17 protein-coding genes and 8 pseudogenes are annotated in these 20,448 nt (G+C 40.0%); 13 read left to right on the forward strand and 12 right to left on the reverse strand.

The features are described 5' to 3' along the window. Positions 1–128 precede the first annotated feature (128 nt). Positions 129–1,475: a Bgr_08870 family protein gene (locus tag PVV64_RS06530; RefSeq protein ID WP_273760320.1), complete on the forward strand. Its 1,347-nt coding sequence runs from the start codon at positions 129–131 to the stop codon at positions 1,473–1,475. 364 nt (positions 1,476–1,839) lie between these two features. On the opposite strand, the gene PVV64_RS06535 is transcribed toward PVV64_RS06530, so the two are convergent. Then, entirely contained in the window at positions 1,840–2,019 is a 180-nt protein-coding gene (locus tag PVV64_RS06535; protein ID WP_273757157.1) for a hypothetical protein, read from the reverse strand. Positions 2,020–2,106: 87 nt separating this feature from the next. On the opposite strand from PVV64_RS06535, the pseudogene PVV64_RS06540 reads away from it, so the two are divergent. Next, a pseudogene (locus PVV64_RS06540) lies at positions 2,107–2,402 on the forward strand (HigA family addiction module antitoxin). Positions 2,403–2,468: 66 nt separating this feature from the next. On the opposite strand, the gene PVV64_RS06545 reads toward PVV64_RS06540, so the two are convergent. The 3 genes and pseudogenes from PVV64_RS06545 to PVV64_RS06555 all read right to left on the reverse strand — a co-directional run bounded on the left by PVV64_RS06545 (position 2,469) and on the right by PVV64_RS06555 (position 3,935). Then, positions 2,469–2,720 carry a type II toxin-antitoxin system Phd/YefM family antitoxin gene (locus PVV64_RS06545; RefSeq protein ID WP_273760321.1) on the reverse strand — a complete coding sequence of 84 codons (252 nt, stop codon included), beginning with the start codon at positions 2,718–2,720 and terminating at the stop codon, positions 2,469–2,471. A gap of 168 nt (positions 2,721–2,888) precedes the next feature. Beyond that, positions 2,889–3,167, reverse strand: coding sequence for a hypothetical protein (locus tag PVV64_RS06550; protein WP_273757153.1), 279 nt, complete (start codon positions 3,165–3,167; stop codon positions 2,889–2,891). After that, positions 3,164–3,935: pseudogene (locus PVV64_RS06555) on the reverse strand (antA/AntB antirepressor family protein). Before PVV64_RS06555 ends, PVV64_RS06550 begins: the two are co-directional and overlap by 4 nt. A gap of 391 nt (positions 3,936–4,326) precedes the next feature. Between PVV64_RS06555 and PVV64_RS06560 the strand changes: the two are divergent. The 8 genes and pseudogenes from PVV64_RS06560 to PVV64_RS06595 all read left to right on the forward strand — a co-directional run bounded on the left by PVV64_RS06560 (position 4,327) and on the right by PVV64_RS06595 (position 10,441). After that, positions 4,327–5,562 (forward strand): phage tail sheath subtilisin-like domain-containing protein, encoded by a 1,236-nt coding sequence (locus tag PVV64_RS06560; RefSeq protein WP_273760322.1) that lies wholly within the window; start codon positions 4,327–4,329, stop codon positions 5,560–5,562. Beyond that, positions 5,562–6,068 (forward strand): phage major tail tube protein, encoded by a 507-nt coding sequence (locus tag PVV64_RS06565; protein ID WP_273760323.1) that lies wholly within the window; start codon positions 5,562–5,564, stop codon positions 6,066–6,068. Before PVV64_RS06560 ends, PVV64_RS06565 begins: the two co-directional genes overlap by 1 nt. Before the next feature lies 1 nt (position 6,069). After that, positions 6,070–6,354 carry a phage tail assembly protein gene (locus PVV64_RS06570; protein ID WP_273760324.1) on the forward strand — a complete coding sequence of 95 codons (285 nt, stop codon included), beginning with the start codon at positions 6,070–6,072 and terminating at the stop codon, positions 6,352–6,354. Positions 6,355–6,362: 8 nt separating this feature from the next. Further along, positions 6,363–6,467, forward strand: a complete 105-nt coding sequence (locus PVV64_RS10535) for a GpE family phage tail protein (protein ID WP_268885528.1) — start codon at positions 6,363–6,365, stop codon at positions 6,465–6,467. After that, positions 6,464–8,616: pseudogene (locus tag PVV64_RS06580) on the forward strand (phage tail tape measure protein). The gene PVV64_RS10535 and the pseudogene PVV64_RS06580 overlap by 4 nt, the downstream one beginning before the upstream one ends. Before the next feature lie 5 nt (positions 8,617–8,621). Beyond that, positions 8,622–9,002, forward strand: coding sequence for a phage tail protein (locus PVV64_RS06585; protein ID WP_273760325.1), 381 nt, complete (start codon positions 8,622–8,624; stop codon positions 9,000–9,002). After that, positions 8,999–9,220, forward strand: a pseudogene (locus PVV64_RS06590) (tail protein X); the annotation flags it as partial. The gene PVV64_RS06585 and the pseudogene PVV64_RS06590, both read left to right, overlap by 4 nt. A gap of 13 nt (positions 9,221–9,233) precedes the next feature. Then, positions 9,234–10,441 (forward strand): annotated as a pseudogene (locus tag PVV64_RS06595) (contractile injection system protein, VgrG/Pvc8 family). 84 nt (positions 10,442–10,525) lie between these two features. Here the strand turns inward: PVV64_RS06595 and PVV64_RS06600 are convergent. Then, positions 10,526–10,846 (reverse strand): addiction module antidote protein, encoded by a 321-nt coding sequence (locus PVV64_RS06600; RefSeq protein WP_273755886.1) that lies wholly within the window; start codon positions 10,844–10,846, stop codon positions 10,526–10,528. Continuing rightward, positions 10,833–11,135, reverse strand: a complete 303-nt coding sequence (locus tag PVV64_RS06605) for a type II toxin-antitoxin system RelE/ParE family toxin (RefSeq protein ID WP_273755885.1) — start codon at positions 11,133–11,135, stop codon at positions 10,833–10,835. Before PVV64_RS06605 ends, PVV64_RS06600 begins: the two co-directional genes overlap by 14 nt. A 211-nt stretch (positions 11,136–11,346) precedes the next feature. Between PVV64_RS06605 and PVV64_RS06610 the strand changes: the two genes are divergently transcribed. The 3 genes and pseudogenes from PVV64_RS06610 (at position 11,347) to PVV64_RS06625 (ending at position 12,527) form a co-directional block, all read left to right on the forward strand. Then, on the forward strand, positions 11,347–11,958 hold the full coding sequence (locus PVV64_RS06610) for a lysozyme (RefSeq protein ID WP_273760326.1): 612 nt from the start codon (positions 11,347–11,349) through the stop codon (positions 11,956–11,958). Further along, positions 11,955–12,183: pseudogene (locus tag PVV64_RS06615) on the forward strand (hypothetical protein). Before PVV64_RS06610 ends, PVV64_RS06615 begins: the two are co-directional and overlap by 4 nt. Positions 12,184–12,314: 131 nt before the next feature. Then, the gene (locus PVV64_RS06625) at positions 12,315–12,527 is read left to right on the forward strand and encodes a hypothetical protein (RefSeq protein WP_015856478.1); all 213 of its coding nucleotides are present in this window, start codon (positions 12,315–12,317) and stop codon (positions 12,525–12,527) included. Between the two features lie 167 nt (positions 12,528–12,694). On the opposite strand, the pseudogene PVV64_RS06630 reads toward PVV64_RS06625, so the two are convergent. The 6 genes and pseudogenes from PVV64_RS06630 to PVV64_RS06655 all read right to left on the reverse strand — a co-directional run bounded on the left by PVV64_RS06630 (position 12,695) and on the right by PVV64_RS06655 (position 20,312). Then, positions 12,695–12,972, reverse strand: a pseudogene (locus PVV64_RS06630) (hypothetical protein). After that, the gene (locus PVV64_RS06635; RefSeq protein WP_273760328.1) at positions 12,972–13,700 is read right to left on the reverse strand and encodes an antA/AntB antirepressor family protein; all 729 of its coding nucleotides are present in this window, start codon (positions 13,698–13,700) and stop codon (positions 12,972–12,974) included. The pseudogene PVV64_RS06630 and the gene PVV64_RS06635 overlap by 1 nt, the downstream one beginning before the upstream one ends. 272 nt (positions 13,701–13,972) lie before the next feature. Further along, positions 13,973–15,131: pseudogene (locus tag PVV64_RS06640) on the reverse strand (tyrosine-type recombinase/integrase). Between the two features lie 1,116 nt (positions 15,132–16,247). Continuing rightward, a complete protein-coding gene (locus tag PVV64_RS06645) occupies positions 16,248–18,083 on the reverse strand; it encodes an FAD/NAD(P)-binding protein (RefSeq protein ID WP_273760329.1) in 1,836 nt (611 codons plus the stop codon). Further along, a complete protein-coding gene (locus PVV64_RS06650) occupies positions 18,055–19,344 on the reverse strand; it encodes a YbfB/YjiJ family MFS transporter (protein ID WP_273760330.1) in 1,290 nt (429 codons plus the stop codon). The genes PVV64_RS06645 and PVV64_RS06650 overlap by 29 nt, the downstream gene beginning before the upstream one ends. Beyond that, entirely contained in the window at positions 19,248–20,312 is a 1,065-nt protein-coding gene (locus PVV64_RS06655; RefSeq protein ID WP_273760331.1) for a nitronate monooxygenase, read from the reverse strand. The genes PVV64_RS06650 and PVV64_RS06655 overlap by 97 nt, the downstream gene beginning before the upstream one ends. Positions 20,313–20,448: the final 136 nt, after the last annotated feature.

Genomic DNA, 20,448 nt, shown 5'->3' on the forward strand with positions numbered 1-20,448 from the left:
AGCGAAAATTTGTGAGCAGCGACAAAACAGCACGACAAGCACGCCTTAAACTCACCCTTACCGGTGGACCGGCGGCGCGGTCCATGGTGCGTGATTTTGGCGCCGGCATATTGTGATAAAAGAAACACATGACAAAAATCAAAAAACTCGACATGGAATTGCCAAAAGAGGGACGTTTTATCAGTTCTGAATTTCCAATCTTGCGGGAAAACTTAGGCAAAATTGATCAAGCACTTGCGGATATTGAGGAAAAGGTAGACGAAAAAGCACCTTTAAAACACACGCACACAATCAGTGATGTGACGGGTTTAGAAAGCGCCCTTAATGGCAAGATGGCAGCCGATAAAACCTTCACCTTTGCTGATTTAAGCGATATCGAGGGGGCAAAAGATGCTGCCAATAATTATGTTCTTTACAAATCAAGCAATAATAATTTTACCTTTGGCAGTGCTGTATCTTTGCTTGGTTCTCATCAACATAAGATTGAAGATATCGTGGGGCTTGATAAATTTAGAGCCAAGCTTAATGAAGACCTCACAGCCTATGGTCGCCTAAAACAAGCCAATGAATGGCAAAGTTATAATAAGTTTACCGGCAAAGTCACTATGAGTGGTGGCTTAGAACTGTTGGGAAACACATCATTGAATATTACCCATAATAACAAAGTGATCACTAACTTAAGTACAAGCGGAAGCTCGCTTAAAGGACCTTTAAAAGTCGATGGAGATCTTGTTTATACGAAATCAGAAATAGATATTCTCAAGCAGGAAATTAAAAACATCAAAAAAGATTTGATTAATAAACTCATTATTGCCGATGCTGAATTGCTCTATACGCAAGATGGGAAAATTGAATGGCCCGATTGGGTTACGGATAAAACCAAAGTCGAAATTACAGCCTGGGGTGGTGGCGGTAGTGGTGGTTGCTCTTGGTCTTATTGCTTAGGCGGCGGCGGAGGAGGAGGAGGTTGTTCCGTTTGGTATGGCTATAAAGCCAGTTTAAAAGGTCATGAAGATATCACAATTGGTAAGGGTGGAACTTCTGTTGTAAAGCATGGTGCGACAGGAAACTCTGGAGGAACAACAATCATTGGAAAAAATTTTATTACCGCTACAGGAGGAAAAGGTGGAGGTGGAGCTTATTATTACAATTCATCTAATTACTCTTCAGGTTCTGGTGGTTCTGGAGGAGTTGGCGGGAACTTTGGTTGGACAACAGATGGTCTCTTAGGACTTGCCAAAGGCGGAAATGGTTATGCTGGGACGAGTGGAATTAATGCAGAAATGAGTGGTAACGGAGGTGATGCTGGGGGAGATACATCAAGGGGTGGTGGTGGAGGAACGGGAGATGGTTACCATACTTCAGGAAAAGCAGGGCGTGGTTTTGGAGGTGGAGGTGCTGGTGCTAACGGGGATGGGTATTACAGCGGTGCTGGAGCTGATGGTGCTGTTCTTATAAGATTATGGAAAGAATGAATAATTTATGCACTTATAACTTATAAAAAAGTGATACGCTTAAACGGACAATTGTTGTCTGATAGCTTATAAACTGTATAGTTTCTTTTTTATAAAAGTTTTTTTAAAATTCTTTTAAAGCCCTTTGAAAGAGCTTTTTTTGATTGACACTGTCAGTCTTATGAAGCATGATGATGGTTGTTATTGTCTCTTCATTGATTTGGAGAGCAAAATGGCAATAGAATTTAAACTTCGTATTCGCTTTATTAAGAATGGCAAGGAATCTGAGTTTTTAGCAATATTTGATCAGACAGCCTTTGATGTGGTTGTAAAATCCTTGATGTTGACGTGCAAATTTATCCCCTCCATGCACCTATTCTTCTCTTTACGCATGAGATGGAGAAACAGGATAGTGTTCTGTTTCATAAGCTTCAATTAACAAAACAAGAGTTTTCATTCTATCAAATTCTGGAGTATTAACTTCTGGCTGATTGTCAAACATTGCAGATACAATTTCTAAGGCTTTTTGATAATCTTTCTCAGTGCGAATGGGCTTGATGTTCATTTCTTAAATTTCTTTAAATTACACAGTATTATTGTGATACTATTGAAATTGTAATAGTTTTAAAATTAATTGCAAAGAAGACTATCCATGACCACACGTAATCCTAATCGCTGCCCTACTCATCCAGGAGAAGTTTTAGCAGAAATTATTCCTGAAACAGGCAAAACAAAATCAGAAATTGCGCAGATGCTTGGTATATCACGCCAACATCTCTACGATATTCTGAACGCAAAAAAAACTGTTTCTCCTGCTATTTCGGCTTGTCTTGGCAAAATGTTTGGTGATGGAGCTGCTATATGGTTACGTATGCAGCCAATTATGATGCGTGGCATGCTGAACGCGAAACAAATGTTAGCAAAGTTCCAACACTTCACGCTGTTTGACTTTGTGACTCAATCTCTAGAGACGATGTTTTCTGAAATACTAGATAAATAATGACATCCCCTGCTTTAAACATGGTCATCGCTATTCAAAATGTCATCTAAACCACGATCTAAATCGTCTAATATATTTTGAGGTGCATCTGCATAGGAAAAAGACTGTGCGTGAGAGCGCGCTTTTATTAATTCATGATATAAATCAACAGGAAGCATAATGATTTTTTCACGCCCTCGTTTCGTTAAAGCAACAGGCTTTGACATTGCTTCATCTAAAATATCGCCTGCCCCGCGATTTACATCTGTAAAACTATATTTTTTCATCAGTACAGCCCTTTAATAAATAATACGTATTATACGTATAATATGTATTGCGTAAAGAGATTTTACAACGTACTGGAGAACACTTTTGTAATTGGAATAAGCTTCTTTAAGGGAATCTACTAAACTCTCCCCCACTTAGAAGCAGGGAAGAGAGGTTATGTTTTTTAATTAAGCCGCTTTTGTGACAGAGCTTTCTAAACTCGGCTCGTAAGATTTTAATAAAGGCTCTATAATCGGAGGAGGTTTTAAAGTTCCAAAATGTGTAATCATTGCTAAAATTTTTAGTGCATTTGGGGTTTCATCTTGAAGCTTGAAAATTAAAGCTTTTTCTATCGCATCCATGGTTTCAATGAGAGTATTAAAAGCATTATCTTCAACATCATCACGATCAGAAAACTGATACAACGCCATCCATAAATCGCATAAAAAATCAATACTGGTATTCATTGTACACCTCCATGGATTTGTTCTCTTAAACATGCCAAACCTCTTGAAGTGATTTTTGTTGAAGGCAGTACCTTTTCTGTCCCATCCGGTCTTTGAATGGTGATAGCAGGGCAATCCATAAAACCCTTCTTGATTTTATCTTGATAAGGCAACAGAGGTGCCCCTGGAGCCCGTCGATACACCCAATCATGTTTACGCAAGTAATCAGTTAAGTCCTTTGGTCGTACCTCTAACATCTTTGCTGCTTCAATAAGACCGAACAGCCCATCAGAACGCTTTAAGCCATCCAGAGCTTGTGCTTTTGGAGTTAGTTCTGCAATCACATGATCTTTCTGTTCGATTTGGCTCTGTAAGTGATTTAAAACACCAAGCAATGCTTCGGGTTTGGAGTAGTCAACTTGTAGAGCGGCTATATTCAACTTGTAGAGCGGCTATATGTTGTGTTGCTACTTGTTTTAACTGTTTTTCACATTTGATAAAGTATTGACGTGCTTCATGTCCTCTATCATTACGCTCTATCATGGAAAGGTGTTTAGCCATATCTAAGATGAGGTAGTATTCTATGCTTGGGCGCCCACCTTTTTCTAAATTTTTAGAAAAACCTATAAAGTCTATATTTTCTCGAAAGTTACATTCTTTAATACGATTTTTAATCCAGTCTGCAAACTTTGATGTAATTTCTAAAAACGCGTGTAAATCACGGGCATTAACTGTTTGAACAGTCTCTTGATCAATGATTTGTTCTTTAATTTCTATAAGAGTGTTCATGATGAACTCCTATGCAGTTAGACGTTTGTTAATGACACTCTAAAAAAGAGTGCCGGGCGCTAACAAACACGGTGCATAGTCCGTCGTTACGCTTTTCCCATAAGGGTATTGTATAGCGTAACTACACCCGACAAGAATCATTATATGCGTGTAACACACAATGAGTCAAAGCCTTTAATGTGCGGAGAAGAGATTGTGTCGGCAATCTACCCGCTATGCATTTAAGGTGTTTGTTAGGCACCTGATTCGAAAATATACAGTACAGAAATAATGTCAAGCATCTTTCGATAATTTTTTTATTTTTGGATGACGAGCTCTGAAAAACACAGCTCTTTACCTCTCATTTTTCCCATTCATTTTCATTCACCCATCATTTAAAGGAGCATAAAGTATGGCAACAGGTTTTCTACACGGTGTTGAAGTCGTTGAGGTTGACGACGGCACCCGTCCCCTTCGTGCAGTTCAGTCTGGCGTTATCGGAATTATCGGCACAGCACCCGATGCCGATGAACAAGCTTTTCCTCTTAACACACCCGTTTTGGTCGCAGGCTCTCTTTCACAAGCTGCAAAACTGGACAAAACAGGCAAACGACGCGGTACTTTACCCAATGCTCTTGATCTTATTTTCAAGCAAGTGGGAGCAATTGTTGTCGTCGTGCGCGTGAAAGAAGGTGACAACGAAAACGCAACACTCACCAACATTCTAGGCGGTGTGAACGAACATGGCGCCTATAAAGGTGTTCATGCTTTCATTGGAGCGCAATCTGTTGTGGGACAAACACCACGTATTCTGATTGCGCCAGGCTTTACCCATCAACGCCCTTCCAGTGTGAATATTGAAGGGAATGAAATGAGTGATAGCGCCAAAACTGAGATCAGTACAACATCTAATCCCGTTGCGGCAGAGTTGATTGGCATTGCCGAGCGTTTGCGCGCCATTGTGGTGATTGATGCCCCCAACACAACAGATGAAGCAGCCCTTAGTGCAGCAAAGGATTTTGATTCAAAACGCGCTATTCTCATTGATCCATTTGTAAAGGTCAATCGCAATGGCAAGATCTTAGAAGAGCCAGCAAGTGCAGCGGTTGCTGGAGTCATTGCTAAAACGGATTTTGCCAATGGCTTTTGGCATTCTCCTTCCAATAAAGTGATCAATGGAATTGTAGGAACTGCGCGCCCAATTGATTTTTCCATTGGTGATCGCGCAAGCCGCGCTAATCTTCTAAACGAACAAAACATCACAACCATCATCCGTGAAAACGGCTATCGCCTCTGGGGTAATCGCACACTTTCAAGCGATACAAAATTTGCCTTTTTATCGGTGGTACGCACTGCAGATATGATTAATGATGCCATTTTGCGCGGACATCTATGGGCAATCGACCGCAATATCAAAAAGACTTATCTGAATGATGTGAGTGAAAGCGTCAATGCTTATTTGCGTGATTTAAAAGCACAAGGCGCCATTCTTGGTGGACGCTGTACACCAGATCTAGAACTTAACACAGCAAGTGCCATTGGAGACGGCAGAGTCTATTTCAATGTGGAATTCACACCAACAACACCCGCAGAACACATCACCTTCCGTTCACAAATCATCAATGATTACCTAGAGGAGATCTTTTAATGACTGTCCCCGTTTTACCAAGAGTTCTGAAATATTTTAACATTTTTGTCGATGGTATTCCCTATCAAGCAAAGTGTGAAAGCGTCACCCTACCGAATTTGAACTTGACCGTTGAAAGTTATCGCGGCGGTGGCATGGATAGCGCCATTGAAGTTAATCTTGGTCTTGAAACCCTCATCCTCACCATGACCATTTCTGACTGCTCTCCAGAATTAATGGCGCTGTTGGGACGCACAGATCTCGACATCTCACTGCGCAGTTCAATGCAAGCGCAAGGAACACCCGCAGAAGGGGTTATCATTACCATGAGAGGACTTTGCAAAGGCTTTGAAATGGCAGAATGGCAACCAGGAAGCAAGGCAACATCCACAGCTACATTCACATTGCAATATTTCAAATATGTTCAGAAAGACGTTGAAATCGTTGAGATAGACGTCCTCAATCTCATCAGAAAATTCAATGGTGTCAATCAACTCGCAGACCATAGAGAAATTTTAGGATTATAAAATGACTATACAACAAAGAGTTACCCATCAATTGCTTGTTCCTATTACATTTGAAGGAAAAGAACATAACGAAATCACCTTAAACCGCCCCAAAACAAAAGATTTGCAAGCCATCGACAAAATAGAAGGCATAGAGCAAACAATCGCTATGATCGCACGTCTTTCTGGATGGCCGCATGAGGCGATCAGTGAACTCGATATCAATGATCTCTCAAACATTGGAGAGATTTTGGAATCTTTTATCAAACGGCGGGAAACCTCGATTGGGAAACCGCCGCTAAACTGATCGCCGATATTGCTATTGTGTTCCATTGGTCCCTTTCAGAGATGATGGAAATGGAGCCACAAGAACTCATATTCTGGCGAAAACAAGCAGCAGAAAGGTATAAAACAAAATGAGTGAAAAAGTTGCTGATGCAAAGGTAAAGTTGTCTCTTGAAGACCAACTTACCAAGCCTCTTAAACGTATACAAGAGCATTTTAAGAAATTGTCTCATAGTTTGAGTATTCCACGCTTTTCTGCTGCTTTACAAAACATGACAAAAAGCCTTCATGGCGTTCAAAGTGCTCTTGGCACCGCGGCAAGTCGTGCTTCGGTTTTTACCGGTGCTTTAGGACTTGCTGGTGGTGGTCTTGTGGCAAGTGTGACCGCCGTTACCATGAAAACCATGCATCTGGGCGATAGTCTTCACCATGCATCACGGCATTTGGGCATGAGTGTTGCATCGCTTCAATTATGGGGCGATGCGGCGGATAATTCAGGATATTCTGCCGAACTCTTTCAACAATCCTTAGCCACTTTAAATAGGCGTTCAGCACAAGCATATGCTGGACAAAAAAGAGGCATTATGGGTTTTGAGGCGCTTGGCATTTCTGTAAAAGACGCCTCTGGAAAGCTGAAATCAAATTCGGCTTTGTTGGAAGAAATTACCGACAAGATGAGTAAGATGAAAAATCAAGCACAAAGGCAGCACATTGCCGCTCTGTTGTTTGGTGGTGATGGTAAAGAAATGGCGGCCATGCTTGCACAAGGCATGGCGCCAATCAAAGAGCTGTTTGCAAAGGCACGGAAAGGAAAATGGCTCATAGGTGCCGATGTTGCACGCTATGCAGCAGATTTAAGTGACAAGATGGGAGCCTTTAAGAAAAAAATAGGCGGTATCGCGAGCTTTATTAGCGCGCGTTTCATGCCCGTCATCAATGATATGATTGACGGTTTTTCTCGCCTGATTGATGAAAACCGCGACCTCATTCAAACAACCGTTGCGAGCTGGGCAAAAACCTTAAAAAAAGTCTTTAATGATTTGCTTAATCCTACCTCTGATTTGAGAAGAGGAATCAGTGATCTTACAGAGAGAATTAAAGGCTGGTTTCAATGGATGGAGCCGTTGATTGGTGAAATAACCCTCTTTAAGGTAGGACTTGTAGCACTTGGTTCATTCATTTTTGGTCCACTCATTGCGTCATTAGCCGCTGCTGGAGCAGCGTTTGTCTCCCTTGGTATCACAATCATGACCACACCTATCGGTTGGATACTTGGTGGTATTACGGCACTTGTTGGAGCTGGATATCTGCTTTATAAAAATTGGGACAAAATCAATGGCTGGTTGGTTGCATCTTTAGCCGTGGTTAGCGTAGTTTGCGTCAGGCTTGCTGTTGCTCTTACAGGTCCGCTGTTTTCAGCCTTAACGCCAGTTGCTTCTAAAATTGCCGGTCTTGCTGTAACTCTTGTAGGTTCACTTATTTCGGCAATAACCGCCGTTAGTTCTGCTTTTATATCGCTTGGTGTCGCGATCATGACCACTCCTATAGGCTGGATCATCGGCGGTATTGCTGCCCTTGTTGGAGCTGGGTATCTACTCTACAAAAATTGGGATACGGTAGTAAGCTTCATAAGCAACTTGTGGAATTCTTTTGCCAACTTGTGCAGTAACATTTTCAGTAACCTCTTTACACTCTTTAAAAACTTTTTACCACTCCCTTGGATTGCAAAAAAAATCAATGCATTGATTGAATGGTTGTTTGGGGTCAATCTCATGGAAGCAGGAGCCAATCTGATTAACGGGCTTTGGGAGGGCATCAAAAGCAAGTGGAATGACCTATGCAACTGGTTTAGCAGCATGATAAGCAAATTAACCAGTTGGATGCCTAATTGGGTGAAAGAAAAGCTCGGTTTTAATGTTTCAATCAATAAAACTTCAACCCAAACTTTAAAAACCTTTACCGATGAGACCAATGCACGCGCAAAAAAATGGTTGATACAGCAATTGTACCCAATGCTCCATCTGGAAAAGGTAAAAGTGGTTTTAATACAAGCATAGTCGAAACAGGACAAATGCAGGCAACAAATAAAGTGGGTGCCTTTAAAGCTCCAAAGCCCATTACGGTTCATAAACCTGTTGAAGTAGACGCCCGCGTAACCATTACAAATCTCAATATTTCAGTACCAAATGGTCTCAAGGACGAAATCAGAGATGCAGTCAATCAAGCACTTGAACGCTATGCAAAACAGCAACGTTTAGCCATAGCCTCTAGCCTTTCGGATTAAATACTATGATGTTAGCTTTGGGTGGTTTTATTTTTTCGATTGAAACAGCAGCTTATCAAACACTCGATATGTCTTATGGGGTTCCATGGGTGGAGCAAGGGCGATTGGGGAGAAAGGCTGCTCTTCAATTGCCAGCTGTTGCAAATGCGGAATTTTCTTTAGCAGGCGTGATTTATCCAGATTTCAAAGGCGGTCACAGACAGCTCGAATATTTACGACAAATAGCGCATATGGGACCTCACATTCTTGTGACCGGTCAAGGCAAGATTTTAGGCAAGTTTGTCATTCTTTCTGTAGAGGAAAAACAAAGCGTTTTTCATCATAATGGCACCCCCAAAAAACAAGAATTTACGATAAAATTGAGAGAATATGGTGAAGACCAATGAGTGATCTTTACAGGACCAAAGATGGCGATATGGTGGATGCCATTTGCTGGAAATACTATGCCAAAGGTCAACAAGCGCTTGCTGTTGAACGCGTCTATGCGGCGAATTTTGGGCTTGCAGACTATGGACCCATTTTAAAAGCAGGCATCACAATACTCTTGCCGTCCCTCCCCTATCCCAAAGCCACACCAGTGATCAGAATTTGTGGTAGCAAATCAGAAACCTTTTTGCATGGTTCTGGCAAATGGAGAAAACATCACCAAAACGCTCATGGATTATGTTTTATCAATTGAAATTACCGATGAAGCAGAGGACAAGAGTGACCGTATCACCATAGAGCTTGATGACCGCGCACGTGACAGTGATAACGGCTTTTTAGACATTCCTCTTATTGGGACGGTTATTTCCATAACACTTGGCTATGAAGGCGGGAAAAACCGCGATATGGGAGCCTATCTGATAGATGAAATCTCTGTAAGCAGCCCACCACAAAGCTTAAGCGTGACAGGGCGCGCTGCATCAATGAACACATCTTACAGCCCCCCCAAAAGCCAATCTTATCACCAGCAAACCCTTGGCAGTATTGTTCAAGAGATAGCGCAGCGTAATGGTTATACGCCAAAAGTGATCCTTCTCTTGCAAAAATCGTTGTGCGTCACATTGACCAAACAGCTGAAAGCGATATGGCTTTTGCTACACGCCTTGCAGAAGAATATGATGCGGTAGCAAAGCCCGTTGATGGCAAACTTGTGCTCGCCAAACGGGGTGAAGCAGGTGCAGCTAATGGCTTAGAAACGGATGTGGGGAACGACCAAAAAGCCGCTGCTGATGCACGAGAACCAGAAGAGATTGATGATGATGAAAACTTTATCCATATGGATGACAATGACAGAGCACCATCATCATCTGAATCGGAAAAAGCAGAAAAAGAATCGGAAAAGCAAGAACAAGAAGAAGACAAAGAGAAAAAAGGCGGTGTTCTCGCAACCTATCATGATTTACGCAGTGGTGAAAAAAAAGAAGTCAAAGTTGGTAATCCGCCGTTTCATGAACTCAAATATACCTACCATAACCAATCAGAGGCTGTTGCAGCCATTGCTACTTATCGCAATAAATCATCACGCGGTAAGTCTTCTTTCTCATGTGATATCGGTGGTGATCCCTTTGTGCAAGCAGAAGCAAAGCTTGTTCAGGAGCCCCCTTTCCGCCCCTATATTCCAGCAGAATGGCGTATCAAAAGTGTTAAGCACAAACTTGATAAAACGGGTGGTTACACCACAAAAATAGAGTGCGAACTTTTTGATAAAGCGCAAGAAGATGCGGCTGGAAACGTTGCAAACACAACACCAGACAAGGAGGATACCCTTGATCCAAACGCTCCACCAAACGCATGCGACGAAGGCCAAGGCGTCATCCATATGGATAAAGAGGATACATGATAGGTTATAAACCAGATGTAGAGCCCCTCATTAAAAAGGTTGCTTAAGTATCTCCCTTCCCCATCTTTAAAGGTGGGGAGATAGTCAAGATGCTTCTTCTAAAGCTGCTTGTTCCTTACAATTATTTTGGATAGGCGTTAAGCTAATCTGCAAATTTAAAGCACTCAAAACACTAAGAAAAGTAGAAAGCCGTGGGTCGCCTTTATCACTTAAAGAACGATAGAGGGACTCGCGATTTAAACCTGTCTCTTGAGAAACAGCTGTCATTCCTTGTTTACGTGCAATAATACCTAATACATGTGCAATATAACCACTATTTTTAGTTTCTAAAGCATCATCTAATAAAATCTTAAAGTCTTCAGGCGTGTTAAAATATTCACTTACATCAAATTTAGTAATTTCCATGTTTCATTTCCTTTACTAATTGAAGGGCTTTTTCGATATCTTTTTGTTGTGTGGATTTATCACCAGCATTTAACAATAAAATGATTTGTTTTCCTTGTTTTACAAAATAAACCCGATAGCCTGGTCCATAATTTATTTTTAACTCACCAATACCACGGAAATATTTCACGTCTCCTAGAAGCCCATATTCAAGGCGGAAAATACGTGCAGCAATTTTCTTTTGCACCTGTTTGTCTTTTAATGAGTCTAACCACTCTGTAAAATATAGTGTTTTTTTAACAATAAACATCTGTAGTTTATATGCTACAAAATTGATAATGTCAAATACATTCTTTTGTTCCAATGAAAAAGCGACATGAAGCTTAACCAAGCTATCTTTCCGAATGAGAAAGATGTCAATTTTTTAATCCAGCTCTGCTTTTTGCGGGGCTTTTTTTATGGAGAATCATATGCGAAAAATATCATCAGAAGGACTTACACTTATCAAATAATGGGAAGGTTTGCGTTTGAACGCCTATAAAGATGCCATAGGTGTATGGACAATAGGTTATGGACATACAAACAGTGCTGGAAAACCTTTTATTTACGAAGGCATGACAATCACTGAAAAGCAAGCAGAAGAACTTCTTTGCCAAGACTTAAGACAATTTGAAAATGTCGTTGAACGCGCTGTTACAGTTTCATTAACGGATGAACAATTCGCGGCGTTAGTGTCGTTTTGCTATAATGTAGGAACAACAGCCTTTTGTAACTCGACACTGTTAAAAAAGCTCAATCAAGGTGAATATGAAGCTGTCCCTGCAGAGCTACAGAAATGGACCAAAGCAGGCGGTAAGCGTCTTGAAGGTCTCGCACACCGGCGCGCGGCAGAAACAGGCTTATGGGCGAAAGGGGCTTATGTTTCCTCCAATTATCAAACAGTAGAAACGCAAGCACCAACGGGGGTTTTCAAAGCAGAAGCGCTTGCACCGATTATAGGATCGTTTTCTGGACTTGGCGGCTTGTTAGCAGGCAATGGACCAATCCAATGGGCTTTAGCCACCATTATGATTTTAGCCGCATGTGCTGCTATTTTCTTTGTTGCTAAACGCTTTCAGGAGCACCGCCTATGATCTTATGGATGAAAAGAAATCTGATGGTAACAGGCGCGGCTTTAGCCGCTTTTTTTATGATTTTAGCAAGAGCTTTTACCCTTGGTAAGAAGAGTGAAACAGCAAAAGCAAACAGAAAAAGCTTTAAAAGCAGCCACAACACGTCTGGAGGTGGAAAGTGAAGTTAATCAAAAAAGTGATGCTGATGTGCGTGCTGCTCTCTCTGACTGGTTGCGCGACAAATAAATATGCTTTTTCTTGTGTTGGCTGGTTGCCAATTTATTTAAGCCGGCAAGATCTGAACGCCATCAGTTCAAACTTAGCAAGAGAAATCTTAAAGCATAATAATCTAGGTGAACGCGTGTGTGGGTGGAAACATGGCTAGAAAAAAAACACAAGACGATATAGAGCTTACAGAAGCAGAAAAAGAAATCCTTCAAGAAATCATCATGACCTACAAAAGTGTAAAAGTGATGTCACGTTATACGAAATGGATTGTACTCATTATACTCTTATTAGCGCTTGATTTTTCACGTATTATGGATGCGTTTGTAAGTATTTTTACACAAAAACCAAATATCCGACTCTAAACATACTCTGAGACGCGCGAAATTCTTTAGAAAATGATTTCTTAATTTTGCTCGTCTCATGGAGGCTATCAATAATGTCTTTGTACATTTAAAACAGTGGTTTTCAAAAAATTAAAAATTTACCCCCTCCCCGCTTTTGAAACGGGGAGAAGAGTTGTGTTTTTGAGTTAAGCAACCTTTTTAATGGGATGTTCTAAATCTGGTTCGTAAGCTTTTAACAAAGGCTCCATAATCGGGGGAGGTTTAAGGTTCCAAAATTTGTAATCATTGCGAGAACTCTGAGTGCATTTGGCGATTCATCTTGCAGTTTTAAAATCAAAGCTTTTTCTATTGCATCCATAGTCTCAATCAGAGCATTAAAAGCTTTATCTTCGACATCATCACGATCAGAAAATTGAAACAATGCCATCCATAAATCACATAAAAAGTCGATACTGGTATTCATTACACACCTCCATGGATTTGTTCTCTCAAACAAGCCAATCCTTTTGGTGTAATTTTTGTTGAAGGCAGCACCTTTTCTGTTCCATCTGGTCTTTGAATGGTAATCGCAGGGCAATCCATAAAACCTTTCTTTATCTTATCTTGATAAGGTAACAAAGGCGCCCCTGGAGCACGTCGATATACCCAATCATGTTTACGCAAATAATCGGTTAAATCCTTTGGTCGTACTTCTAACATCTTAGCTGCTTCAATAAGACCGAACAACCCATCAGAGCGCTTTAAGCCATCCAGAGCTTGTGCTTTTGGAGTTAGTTCTGCAATCACATGATCTTTCTGTTCGATTTGACTTTGTAAGTGATTCAAGACACCCAGTAATGCTTGAGGAGTTGAGTAATCTATTTGTGGTGTTGCTACTTTTCTCAAAAGTTTTTCACATTTGATAAAGTATTGACGTGCTTCATGCCCTTTATCATTACGCTCTATCATGGAAAGGTGTTTAGCCATATCTAACGTGAGGTAGTATTCTTTTACCTTTCCACCGTTTTCTAAATTTTTAGAAAGCGTTATAAAGTTTATATTTTCCAAAAACTTACATTCTTTAATGCGATTTTTAATCCAGTCTGCAAATTTTGATGTAATTTTCAAAAACGCGTGTAATTCACGTGCATTGACCGTTTGAACAGTTTCTTGATCAATAACTTGTTCTTTAATTTCTATAAGAGTATTCATGATGAACTCCTTGGTAGTAAATTGTTTCTTAATGACACCCTAGAAGGGTATCGGGTGCTAAGAAACACGGTACCAAGTCCGTCGCTATGTTTTTCCCGTAAGGGTATTGTATGACATAGCTACACCCGATAAGATCACTATATGCTATAGACATATAATGAGTCAAAATCTTTAATGTACGGAAAAAGATTGTGTCGGCAATCCGTCCGCTTGGTATTTTAAGGTGTTTCTTAGGCACCTGATTCGACAATAGACACATTGTTATAATCCTGTCAAGTCGCTCCTGTTATAAATGTAGCCCACTGTTCCAAGAGAGAGCGCCGTTGCTCTAAAAAGTCTGTCCGCATATAAGCTTTCGTCACTGAACTCCCAACTGAATGGGCAAGAACAGTTTCTGCAATCTCAAAAACGGTGTTGACGTTGTCTCTGCTATCCAGTCCCGTAAACTTGAACGAAAACCATGTGGACGATAAGTCAAACCACAAACTGTCATATATTTTGCCATGGTAGCATCAGAAATGGGATTGCCTTTAAGACCAGAAAAGAGAAAACCATTCTTTTCAAAGGGAAGAGTTTTTTCAATAACTCTCAAAGCTTCATCACTCAGTGGCACGCGAAAGTCTGAAACTTTCCCTACAAGACCTTTCATGTTGTCTTTTGGTATCGTCCATATATTTGTGTCAATTTGTTCAAGACGCAAATAGCGCAATGGATATGACCGTGCTCCAGTTAAAATCAGTAACTTTAGTGCTAAATTTGAAAGGGTATCATCTTTTAAGTTTTGATAAAAATCCGGCACTTCTTGCCACGGCATAGCAGGAATATTTGTTGATGTCGCACGTGGTTTTCCTAAAAGTGCGCGTGCCTTCATACAAGCCTGTAGATCAACATCTAAACCAAGAGCAGCGCCATATTTCAAGCAAATATTGATACGGTTAAGTGCTTTTCGCGCTGTATCTGCTTTTTCATGCCAAAGGGGTGAGAGAACATTGCGAATGATATTGGCTGTTAATTTTTCTATAGGTAAATTACCAATGTGTGGAATAACGTGCAACTCTAGTGGAGAAAACCAGCGGCCGTTTTTGCCTTCATTTTTCAACTCTGCTTTTTGCTTTCAAAAGCCGCTTTTGCAATTTCTTGGAAGATATTGCTTTGCTGTTTTAAAATAGTCTGTTTTCGAAAGACAATAGGATCATTGCCTTCTTTAAGAATATCACTATAATATCTTGCAAGCTCACGCGCTTCTTTTAAAGAGAGTTTCGTAATAGGACCAAGTCCCATTTCACGGCGCTTATTGTGGTGTGTATAGCGAAAAAACCAAGAGCGTGTATTGTCTTTTCGGACATTTAACCACAGCCCTGCCCCATCACAATATTTACCCTGCGGAGACGTCTTTACGAATGATGCTGATAACCGATGAATTGCTCTCACTTAGCTTACCTTCTCGTCCACCTTTTCACACATTGCCCGTCCACCTTTTAGACCACCTTAAATTTCTGATTTGAGATTTTTTCTTTAATTCTTAATTTTTTTATTGGAACATAAAAAATTACAGACATCAATACGTCCTTGCGCTTCTTTACACAATCTGATTCTTGCTAATAAAGCCTGATTCGCCCTCTGGAGGCACCATGCTCTTTTTTATCCAAAATAACTTATTGATTTTCCATATCTTTTTTACTGTGGGGGATACCCGAATAAAAGTAAGGGAATAGGATTTTCAGTGTACCTCTCAATTATTCTGAATCAGAACTTCTTTTCGAGGTTTTTTTATGAGAAATTTAGAATAAAGAATCTTACGATATTTCTCTTTTCCTAAATGAAGGGGAAAACTAGTATCATCTGCTTTTACAAAGAAATAAAAATCATCAAAGTCATCCTTAAGTAGGCAAGCAGATAAATAATAGTTGATCAAAGAAATACGCTGTGGAACCGCATCATCATCTGGAAAATCAATAACATCCTTCTGAAAACTAATATCATGGTTTTTGGCTTTATTTTTTCTACTATAATGATAACTGCCTAGAAAATATTGCGACAACCTCAAGGTGATTTATGAGAGGCACTTTTCCAGCTCTCTTCTCTAGTCCTCCCTACACCATCCCCTTGTGGTGCACAAGCAAGCGAATAAAATTAATTCAACATAAAGAGACATAAGAGTATATTACAATATTCGGGATTATGATTCAAGGTATATAGCGATGATTTATTATTATAAATCAATTCATTACCTGAATATTAACCTCACGTAATTTCCCTTAATTTAACCAACGTTCAGTGCGTCTCTCACATGTGTTTTTACTTCAAGAATCGCCCCCATATCCATAAGGATAAATACAGTAGCGAAACTTCTATCCTTTTCGCTCCCATCGGAATATCCCCAACACAAACAGTTACCCATTCTTGTAACGGTTTCTTAAATTTATCGACAATTTACTTCTTTTCACCGATCATCCACATGAGAGTTACCCAAAACACGCTGCCGAATATCCTTACCACGCTTAACTATTTACTTAGCGCCTCCAAACACTTTTTAAGGGATTAAATTTACCTAGATGTGACATAATTCACTTCTATTTCATTAAACATCTGCTGGATACATTTATCCGAATCCAATAGAAAGCGAGAGTTCACACCGGGTCGTGGCAGAACAAAGGTAAAAAAACAAGGACCTTCAATCGGATTACCCAAAGACCACACATTTTTTCTCACATCTCCATTGAGATCGATAATGTTATAATTTCTATCAATATTCAAGCCACCAGTATGATAGTTTCCATTTATATATTCTGTGAGAAAACCCTTATTAAAAAGGTTTCTGATTAATGGTGAGCGCTCAAGATTTATGTCAAATGGATCTATCCTTGCTTGGATGACAACATCTGCAACCTGAGTCGTTATTTCTTCTGAGAAAGTACTAACAATACGGAAAACAGAATTTTTCTCGTCAATTTCTAAAATAGGTGAAGGACCAAGATCTATGCGAAGTAAACCACTATCAATTAAAGCGAGTAACTGCCTGTTCCGCACTAAAGGCGGACCGACAGCTATACGATTCATAATAGGGACAAAGTCGCTTACAAAACGAGCATGCGATTCTGGTGTCAAACCACCCCATTCAACGCAATAGCGCATGGTATCACGCACATCTCTCAAGACATCGGCTGCTGCTTTGACACTGCCAGAAACATTTCCTGCGTAAGCATTTTTGAGATCGTTTTCCAAAAATTCATAGATATAGCGTTTGTAATCAACAGCATTTTTGAATACAACACCTTGTAAGGGATATAATATTTCGTCAATTTTCCTAAAATCTTCATAGTCAATGCACGCAGTTTTCCCCACGGCATGATAGTATGCCCTCAACATTTCCTTTTTCAAGACTGGAAGAACATCTTCAAAAAAATCAAATTTCTTTTTTTCTTGTCGCAGAGATTTGAAGTAATCTAATGTAAAGAATTCAGCTGTATAAGCCTCAGAGATTCCTTTCTCATTTATGGCTCTAGAAGAAAATGGAAGTCCTTGTCTGGAGAAGAGACTGATGACAGGCTCTCGCCCTGATGGTATATATTCCAAGCGGCCTCTGTTCTCTTTATATCGGCCTCCTCTTCCAACAGTTAGCTCGGCTATAACATCATGCGCTGTTAGTCCCATACCCTGCACCAACACTCGAGCATCAGGGCTAACACTTTCTATCATGGATAAAGGATAAGGAGATCTTATAAATCCTAAGTTGGGATTTTTATGCTTATTTGAAGAAACAAAATCTGTTTTTTGTTGCTCATTTTCTGTGAGTATATTAGTACCATGCCCAGTAGTCATAAATATAAATTCAAAGGACTGCTTATAATCCCCATCTACCACAACAATAAATTCGCGCTCTGATAATGGCTTAATATCAATCACATGAGATCTGATAATGGACACATCTACATTACGCGGTCTGTTTGCTGTCAATAGATCTACAACGAATTGTAAATAATTTCCTAATTCAGCACGTGATAGATAGTCATTATCGTCTATAGGTGCTCCAACATCTGAGTCTTCAGCCATATGATAGAAATTAGAACCTATTTTACGGATACCTGCATCTTTAGCCCATTGAGCAAATGATGGTCCGTTGGTATATGGGCCAGAAACTTCACAAGTTTTATCTAAGAACATAGTCATTTGCGATGCAACTGTATTGACTAATAGATAATCTGCTTGTCTTGGCGAATGAGATCCACAACCATGTTCATTGGGATCAAATATTGTCAGGTTTATATGCACACTACTTATATAACGACGAGCATAGGCATTTATCCTCTCATAAAAACTAATGCCACGCGCCCCAAAACCGATGATAGCACAATTAATGGTTTTTTTTCTGTTTATAGCCATAGTATCTTTCCTGTATAAACCCCACGCATAGAATAAAAAGAAGAAATGACGAAATAGAGAATATTAGGATATAACTCTCTATTATATAGAAAAGCCAAGTAAACATATACGCAGCTATTGCTTGTGATACGGCGAATGCTGACACTGCTCTGCTCCAGATAATCTGCTGAATTTGTGGATCAGATGAAGACAATTCTCCTATTAAACCAAGATATAAAGGCACAATGCCAGGGGTAGCGGCACCCATAATAAGAGCCGGTAGTAACAATGCGATCTTCAAATCAGGGAACAATAGCAATAGAAATGAGGCAAATAATTGCACAAAATTCATCAAAAAGATCACCGAGCGATACGATGTTTTCTTGGCTGCTATGCTCAATATTATGGCTCCTAAAAAGGCACCAAAGGCATAAACTAGCCAAATGATAGAAGCAAAATAGGTTGATGGTATTGTGCGAAGCAAAACAAAATTCACAAGAAACAATATATATGGCATAAACGCTGCAGCATTGATGCCATATGTTATATATATGAAATAATCTATTCGCTTAGACTTATACGACTTTTTAATATGCTTAAAATTCGTGTTGGGTATAAATTGATAGGTTATTATAAAAAATATAAGAGTGATTAAAAAAAGTATCCCCCAATAATAAGATACTTTAATACTTGCTATCATAGGTGTAAACAAAGCAGACAATAGCAAGCCTAACCCCACTCCTGAGAACATTATACCACCAGAACGAGCACGATCTTTTGGATCTATAGCCGATAACAAAGTTGGAGCAGCCACAGCTGTTAAGATCCCGCCCGACAAGCCAACAATAAAACGCCATATCATGAACCATAAGCTTCCATATGGATAACAACAGCATAAAAAAGACAGCCCACTCATGAAGAATGCTAATCTCAATGCATATCTTGGAGAAGTGAGGCGTAAAATATAAGGGGATGAAAGAGCACCGATGAAGTAACCAAAAAAGTTTGCAGAACCTACCCAAAAAATATGATTTTCATCAAGCCAACCTTGGCTTATAAGATAAGGTGTTGCAGGCGTATAAGCAAAGCGTGATAAACCTATGCCAACCAAGGATGCGGCAAATCCACTCAATACGCACTTGACCGTTTTATTCATTGTCATATTAGCTTTAGATTCACTTTTGCTTAGCTGTGTATATAGCGAGCATACTCGTTTTCTAACTCTGCGATAATTTGTGCTGCCGGAATAAAACGCGCCAAGAAAGCACTTTGCCCCGCCCAAAAAGGACCTATATCAAGATCTTCTCGTAAGAGCATACTTTTTTGCAGCTGCTTGAAGGCATCATAACCGTAAGGATACTCCGGAATATCCTTATCAGTAATACTCATCGCCCATTGGACAAATGACGTCATTATTGACCGCGCAGGCCGCCCAGAAATGGCTCGCGTCAAAACGGTCGGTATAGATTTATCAGACTTCAAAAGATTTTTATGACAATGACTCGCACCGCTTTCGCTACAACCTATAAAGGCACTCCCTAATTGTACTCCCTGAGCACCCATGAGCATAACGCTCGCTATATCAGCCCCAGTCATTATACCGCCTGCAGCAATTATAGGAAGTGATAAGTGCTGGGCTAAAAGCCGTGTCAAGACGTGCGTTGATAACTTTTCGTCAAATTGCGAAAGATTAAATTGTCCTCGGTGTCCTCCTGCCTCAAAGCCTTGAGCTATTATTGCATCCAAACCCTTGACTGCAATTTCTTTCCCCTCCTCAAGACAAGTTGCAGTCGCCATAAGTTTGGCACCGGTTTGTCGAAAAATGTCAATGATATCATCGTCAGGGACACCAAAATGAAAGCTAATAATATCAGGGGATTGTGCAGCGACAGCGATAGCTAAAGCCTTATTATTTTTAATAGAGGCATATATATTCTTAAGAGGAGTATTTAGAATCGTTTCCCCACCTAAAAAATGATCGTTTAGCTTAGTTCGCCAATAAGAATCTTTTGCTGTATCCACACGCAAAAAAGGATCATGACAGAAAAGATTAATATTAAACGGTCGATCAGTTAGTGCTTTCGTTTTTTGAATTAACGAAACTGCTTCATCCGGTCCTAATCCGCCAATAGCTATCGAACCAACCGCACCAGAATTAGATACGGCTGCCGCCATCTCAGGCGTCGATACACCAGCCATAGGAGCTTGTATTATTAAAGAACGTATATCTTTAGGTAATGTAGCTAACACAGTAGCCCTCAAAATTAATGGTTTGGAAATTCATCACCTATAATGCTTTGGAGACTATAGATGGGAAGTACGAATAATAACACTGCTTCCTCTTGCTCCACACCGCTTAGCATTAAGTTAGCAGCAAGAAAATTAA

Source organism: Bartonella sp. ML70XJBT.G (assembly GCF_028618575.1).
Lineage (GTDB): Bacteria > Pseudomonadota > Alphaproteobacteria > Rhizobiales > Rhizobiaceae > Bartonella.